Source organism: Azospirillum brasilense, from assembly GCF_008365405.1.
GTDB lineage: Bacteria > Pseudomonadota > Alphaproteobacteria > Azospirillales > Azospirillaceae > Azospirillum > Azospirillum brasilense_D.
Genome location: NZ_QOKV01000005.1, coordinates 269,710 through 276,173, shown reverse-complemented (window position 1 = coordinate 276,173; position 6,464 = coordinate 269,710). Strand labels below are relative to the sequence as shown.

8 protein-coding genes and 1 tRNA gene are annotated in these 6,464 nt (G+C 61.0%); 1 reads left to right on the top strand and 8 read right to left on the bottom strand.

Features of this window, described 5'->3' with window-relative positions; translation table 11 throughout:
- A partial coding sequence (locus tag DS837_RS32375) for a hypothetical protein (RefSeq protein ID WP_211102190.1) occupies window positions 1-222 on the top strand: 222 nt, incomplete at its 5' end.
- Here DS837_RS32375 and DS837_RS11660 read toward each other — a convergent pair.
- The 8 genes from DS837_RS11660 to DS837_RS11625 all read right to left on the bottom strand — a co-directional run bounded on the left by DS837_RS11660 (window position 217) and on the right by DS837_RS11625 (window position 6,431).
- Window positions 217-723, bottom strand: a complete 507-nt coding sequence (locus tag DS837_RS11660; RefSeq protein WP_170295834.1) for a hypothetical protein — start codon at window positions 721-723, stop codon at window positions 217-219. The two genes, DS837_RS32375 and DS837_RS11660, sit on opposite strands and share 6 nt — an antisense overlap.
- 80 nt (window positions 724-803) lie before the next feature.
- Window positions 804-1,133: a hypothetical protein gene (locus DS837_RS11655; RefSeq protein WP_149164886.1), complete on the bottom strand. Its 330-nt coding sequence runs from the start codon at window positions 1,131-1,133 to the stop codon at window positions 804-806.
- A gap of 871 nt (window positions 1,134-2,004) precedes the next feature.
- Window positions 2,005-2,229: a hypothetical protein gene (locus DS837_RS11650; RefSeq protein WP_149164885.1), complete on the bottom strand. Its 225-nt coding sequence runs from the start codon at window positions 2,227-2,229 to the stop codon at window positions 2,005-2,007.
- 118 nt (window positions 2,230-2,347) lie between these two features.
- Entirely contained in the window at window positions 2,348-2,674 is a 327-nt protein-coding gene (locus DS837_RS11645) for a hypothetical protein (protein WP_149164884.1), read from the bottom strand.
- 582 nt (window positions 2,675-3,256) lie between these two features.
- Window positions 3,257-4,474, bottom strand: coding sequence for a tyrosine-type recombinase/integrase (locus DS837_RS11640; protein ID WP_149164883.1), 1,218 nt, complete (start codon window positions 4,472-4,474; stop codon window positions 3,257-3,259).
- A 231-nt stretch (window positions 4,475-4,705) separates the two neighbouring features.
- Window positions 4,706-4,795: transfer RNA gene (locus DS837_RS11635), tRNA-Ser, on the bottom strand.
- A 204-nt stretch (window positions 4,796-4,999) separates the two neighbouring features.
- On the bottom strand, window positions 5,000-5,572 hold the full coding sequence (locus DS837_RS11630; RefSeq protein WP_149164882.1) for a hypothetical protein: 573 nt from the start codon (window positions 5,570-5,572) through the stop codon (window positions 5,000-5,002).
- A gap of 73 nt (window positions 5,573-5,645) precedes the next feature.
- Window positions 5,646-6,431, bottom strand: coding sequence for an exodeoxyribonuclease III (locus DS837_RS11625; RefSeq protein WP_149164881.1), 786 nt, complete (start codon window positions 6,429-6,431; stop codon window positions 5,646-5,648).
- Window positions 6,432-6,464 lie beyond the last annotated feature (33 nt).

The following is a 6,464-nucleotide window of genomic DNA, read 5'->3' as shown; positions in this document are numbered from 1 at the left end:
CGGAACCGTCATCCCGCCTTTGACTCATGTCCGGCCGCGCAACGCAACACCGGCATCGCCAACCACCCCCAATGCGCGCAACGCCCAGCTGGCGGCACCCGCTCAGCCAGCCCGGTGAGCAATCACCAATATCAGAAGCTGATCGCTTCTGATTGCTTTCATCGTTTAATGTATCAAGGTGATCTTGAACTATGCACCACGCATTTATTTTTGCACTCATAACACTATCCCCGCCTTTCGCGCCATGCCGCGAATTACCGAGTCAGAGACGATGACCAAGCTGTTGTAATCAGGGTGCCCATCCGCTCCCACACTCACGTCACGCGTCACATTGACAGAGGCTCGAAATCTTTTCGGCTGCACAATATCAAACGTCCGAGTAACACCGTCAACGACTACCTTAGTCTTAATCGTATCATAATGGAAGTCATGGAGATCATAAAGCGATTTGATGTCGCGAGCGCCCTCCAGAACCTCCATAATTCCGTCTTTATCGAAAAATCCTCTTCTTTTCGGCTTTATGCTAATTTCTATAGCTCCGGCCTCTTCGTAAGAAGCCCCTCCAAATTGGTCTGCGATGTCCGAAGCGATCGAATGCCGCACAAGCGATACCTCGTCTATGCGGCCTCTCTGAATATAGTCTTTCAGCACCTCATGGGGCGTTAAAGGATTGATAGTCATAATCAATCCATTGTGGTCTGCAGCAAAGCGGTCAACAACCACAAGGTCAAAAAGGCTCTTAATGCCACCAAGACCCGATCGCTGCAGGACAAGTATCCCCCGATCTCCCTTTGGCGGCAATCTTAATGAAAAAAATAGGGAATTGGATCAGCGTCAGTTTTTTTCTTTTCATAGACGGTGTCGCCGGTTTGAGTATCAATGATATCGCCAGCAAATCCAAACTGCCCAACCTTCATCACACCGCGGAGTTCGTCGCCATTTATATTCAGCTTCTCGACTTTTATGGACTTCTCTAAATACGGTATTCTAACGAATTTACTCGAAAACCGGTTCATATAGCCATGAACACGGTTTAATAACGAACTTTTCCCGTCGTAGAAGCCTAGTGGCTTCGCAGAATTCTTGCGAACCTCTCGAACACGCACGACATAGGCATCAAGAGAAATGATCATAGAGGGCATCCCAAGAGACGAGAAATCACTCTCGTGTTCCACACATACTCTTGGAAAGGCAAGATCATCGCCCCTAATCCACCCAGATTCGGGTCCGACAAGCGATTCCCTGGGGTAATTGAATATGCGCGTATGTGCCCAAGCCATTACACGACAGCTTCATCGGATCGCTGTGGTACCGAATCGCGCGCTTTGGATGCGCGAGCTTTGACCAAGGTGAATGCCCACTCCGATCGCCCCCTCTCACACCACCAAGAACCCCTCCGGCCTCTCGTCGGTACTGTTGAGGCCCTCTCCCTGCCCCTCATCGTGCGTCAAGAATCGCAAGCTGCGCCTCGACGTGCTTCAGCAACTCGCCCACCGGCTCGCCACGGTTCCGCGCCGTCACAAGCCGGGGCAGCATTGAGCGCAGGTGAGCCACCTCAACCGGCGTTGCGTCAGCAGCGTAGATCTGCGCCAGCGGGCGTGGCGGGGGGAGCTTCATTCTCGCGGCCATGGTCCACCTCAGATCATCAGGAACCCGTCAGGGCGTTCCTCGGTGCTGTAGATGCTCGGGCCGGTATCGCCGGCCAGGATGCGGCCCACGGCCATAGCCGGCTGTCGGTGGGCAACCCTCATGAGGCAGATGATTCGGTAGTGCCTCAGTTTGAATTTTCGGGGCTGAGAATCCGAAGGGGCCGCAGTCGGTGTGACGGCGACCCCTTTCGGCTTCTGGCGCTGGGAGGAAGCGCGGCGGATCACTTTGCCGTCTCCGTGGTCTTCTTCTTGTACGGCCCGCTTCACCGGTTGCGATCTTGGCAACCATGATGGCCGCCCCGATCACGTCACCGGGGCGCTGCTAGCCCTGTGGTCCTTTAGGCATGCGATCCTCTCAGTCCAGCACGACGGCATCGCACTGCGCGCAGCGAATAGGAGCATCAAGCTTTGGTTCTGCCTGGAAGGGTCCATTGATCTCGATGACCTTACGGTCCAGTCGGTTGCCGCGATGCAGAGGGTTTGCGTTCTCCTCTAGCTTCGCGGAACCCGTCGTCCCGCACTTGGGACATGCCAGCTTTTCGGTGTAGGTTTCTCGCGTGCCCATACTCAGCGTCTCCATGCTTTCCGCTAAGCATATAGGAACGCGCGGCTCGATTAGGAACGCGTGGTTCGATGGGAGCGCCCTTTGCACTGCGTTCGCCTACAAACGGAATTCAAACTGAGGCACTACCCAACTCTCAGCCGACTCGCAAGGGCGGCCTCGATGCCGATCGCACGTCGCCCCACGGGTCCGCCCCGGTCGCCACCCGGTACTCCGCCAGCACCGAGTCTACCAGCTCCAGAAACACCGGCTCATCAAGGCAGACGGCCGGCTTCAGCCGCTTCCTCATGAGGGTGCCCGGCAGCCGCACGAACAGCCGCCCGTCCCGGTCGGTCACCCACACGTTACGGATCTCCACCGGCCCCACCTGAACGACGGCAATGGCCAGCGTCTGCCCGGTCCCTTCCGACAGGCGAAGGTCCAGCACCTCGACGGCCGGGCGCAGCGGTTCGAGCTTGCTCATGGTTACCTCGCATAGAAAAGCCGGCCGGGCATGACGCGCCGGCTGGTCTGTGACATTCGGTACGCTCGCAGCGCCGGCCTGGGCAGGGCCGGCAAGCTCACGGGCATGACGATGGACTGTGATCGAGGTGCAAGCTGTCCGTTGTGAGTCCGTCACGGATTGTGAACGGATTCGTGACGGATTACACCGCCGTCCGTGACGGTGCGGCACCCGATCCATCGACCGTGGCGACGGATCGGCAACGGCCGTTGACCGGGTTCGCTGGGCGGCCAATGGGTTGCCCCTCAGCTCGGTGAAGGGGCGGTGGCGGCTTCCCCGTCGCCATGGCCGGCGGCTGCGAGAGGGGGCTCCATAGTGCGGACACCCTGGCTGCGAGCCGATGGGGCAAGGAAGGCTGCAAGCGGAATCGAGTGGGGACCGTGCCGGGATATCCCACAACGGAACAAAATCAGCTCCCTCACTTTTGAGGGAGTTGCGCCGGCTCCTGACTTTTCAGGAACCGGTCGTCTGAACCAAGGGGTTCTTGCCACGATGGCAAGAACCGGCTTCACGGAGGAGAGGGGTTTGCCCCACGGTGGGGCGCTACCCATCGGCCTGTTCGGTTTTCCCGTCCAAGCCGGTAACGAACTGTGCCCACGCCTGCATCAGCAGGCGCCGCTTTTCGAACAGATCCCCGCGCTGATAGGCGGCCACCACCTTGTTGCCCTGTGTATGGGATAACGCTGCCTCCGCCACGTCGTCTGGGAAATGGGTCTTCTCGGCAACCCAGGTCCGGAACGTGCTGCGGAATCCATGAGGGGTGACGTCCAGCTTCATCCTGCGGAGCGTCATGTTCATCGCCATGTTGGAAAGCGGGCGGTCCTTGGTCTGCCCGGTGAACACCAGCTCTCCCCTCCGGATCGCGCCCATCTTCCTCAGCAGTGCGAGGGTCGGTTCCGTCAGCGGCACCCGATGTTCGACACCTGGCTTCATCCGCTCTGGTGGGATGATCCAAACCCGCCTCTCCACATCGATCTCAGACCATTTCGCGCCCAGAACCTCGTTGGTTCGTGTGGCGGTCAAGATGGCCAGTTCCAGCGCCCGCGCTCCCATGCCGTCCTGAACCTGGAGCTTCGGCCAGAACGACGGCATCGAGGCGTAGGGCAGGGCGGCGTGATGCTCGACCTTCACCACATCGTTCTTGGCGGGCAAGATGTGGTCGAGGTGGCCGCGCCACCGGGCTGGGTTCTCGCCGGACCGATGCCCGCGGACCTTGGCGTAGTCGAGAATCGATTCGATGCGCCCACGGACCCGGCTGGCCGTCTCCGTCTTGGTGGTCCAGATCGGTTCCAGAACCTTGAGCACGAGGTTGGTGTCGATGACGTTGATGGGTAGGCTCCCGATCAACGGATAGGCATAGGTTTCGAGTGTCGACGTCCATTGCGCCCCATGCTTGGTGCTCTTCCATCCGGCCTGCATGGATTCGATATAGCTGGCCGCGCACTCTTTGAATGTCACGGCACGGGCCGCCTCCAGCGCTCGCGCGGCCTCCTGAGCCTTCCTGGCTTCGAGCGGGTCAGTTCCCGCCGCTACGACCTTCTTCGCTTCTACGGCCTTGTCTCGGGCCTGCGCGAGGCTGACAACGGTAGTCGAGCCCAGCCCCATGTCCCTTCGCTTCCCGCCTATGGAGTAGCGGAAAATCCAGGTCTTGGCCCCCGTGGCGGTGACCTGGAGGTAGAGGCCATTGCCATCGGCGAAGAGGCCAGGGGTCCGAATCGTTTCAACTTTTCGAGCTGTTAGGCCGGCGGCTTTTTTCGGCATTTTCTGCTCCGGATCAGCAGGTTAGCCCCGTGTTGATGGGTATCCTTTGATGGGTAACGGAGCAGCGTCAGGATGGCGGTGATGGGTACGAGGCGCTACCCGCTATCCTACCCATCATCAGGGGGCGGCTTCCGGCGGTCAAGGGCGATGCTTGGCGAAGGAGGTGCCGGGCTAAAAGCCAGCAAACATGCGGGTTTGGCGGGGTTCAGCGAAATTCGGCGAAGAAGGAATTGGCGGATGGGGTGGGATTCGAACCCACGGTGGAGTTGCCCCCACGCCAGTTTTCAAGACTGGAGCCTTAAACCGCTCGGCCACCCATCCAAAGCAATGCATCAGGAGCGGCGCCCTGCGCATTCGGGGACCATCGCCTGCTGATCCCCGCTCTGATCCCCAAATCGGAGCCTGATCTCGGCTCTCCGCTTGCTGCGGATCGGAAGCGGGGGGAACATGCCGTGTCCCTGTTCCGGGGTCAACTCGCTTTTGAGCCCCGCTATGCAACGAACCCCAACGTTAATCATGACGGCGTCACATCCGGATCGGGCGCCCCAAGTTTGACAGTCGCTTCGTAGGCTTCGGCGGCGTTGGGGAGTCGGAGAAGTCGGGCAGGCTCGGCGCGCGGCTGATGACCTTGCGGATCATGACGCCGGTCGCCTCCAGATCCTCGATCACCGTGGCCGACACACGCCCCGCATAGTGCGGACGGTCCAGCTTGGTGCGCATCTCCTCGATGATCTTCAACTCCGGTTCGAACAGTTCGCGGGCGCCGATGGGGAGCGCCTGATCCTCCCGCATCCGTTCGAAATAGTTCCGGGTGGCGCGGGCCAGCAGGCCGGTCAGGAGAAGGTCGATCCGCTCGAACTCCGTGCGCAGGTCGGACAGCTTCGCCGTGTTGACGGTCGTCAGGCGCTCTTCCGTCAGCGCGACGAGGGCGCGCACCTCCTCCACCTTGCGGCGGAAGCCCAGGAACGAGGAAAAGCGGTCTTCCTCAATGTCGCGCTGCGCGCGCGCCCCCAGTGCGACCGCTTCGCCGGCCTGCTGCTCGATGGCCGTCAGCAGCTCTTCGATCGCTCTGCGGCCGCTGTCCTGTCCCCAGACCATCGTCTTGCCGCCTCTCCCCGCGGATGGACGCTCGCTCGGTTTCCGAGTCGGCCTTGAGGATCCGTGAAAAAATTTAAGAAATGTCTGACCCGTCGCGCAGATCGAGCAGGACCGGCGTGTGGTCGGACGCTTTTTCCGCGCCGCGCGGTCGGCGGTCGATGCGGCACTCCACCAGACGGTCGGCGGCCTGCGGGGATAGCAGGAAGTGATCGATGCGCAACCCCAGGTCCCGCGGCCAGCAGCCCGCCTGATAGTCCCAGAATGTGTAGGCGTGGTCGTCGTCGTGAAGGGCGCGGTAGGCTTCGGTCAGACCCAGATTCAGCAGGGCGCGGAATTTCGCCCGCGATTCGGGCTGGAACAGGGCGTCGCCGGCGAAGGCCACCGGGTCGAAGACGTCGCGCGGCTCCGGGATGATGTTGTAGTCGCCGCCCAGGACGAAAGGGATTTCCTGCTCCAGCAGACCGCGGGCGTGGGCGTGCAGGCGGTCCATCCAGCGGAGCTTATAGGCGAACTTCTCCGTCCCGAGGGGGTTGCCGTTGGGCAGATAGAGCGAGGCGATGCGCACGCCGCCCACCGTGGCCTCGACATAGCGGGCCTGCTCGTCCTCCGGCTCGCCGGGCAGGCGGGTCAGCACATCCTCATGCGGCTCCTTGGAGAGGAACGCCACGCCGTTGTAGGACTTCTGCCCCACCGGCGTGACGTGGTAGCCGAGTTCCTCGAAGGCCGCGCGGGGAAAGGCCGCGGTCTCGCACTTGATCTCCTGGAGCAGCGCGACGTCCGGGGACTCCGCGCGTAGCCAGTCGGTGATCAGCGGAAGGCGGGCCTTCGCCGAGTTGACGTTCCAGGTGGCGATCTTCACGTCGTGTTCTTCTTGTTCGGCAAAGGCCAGGGG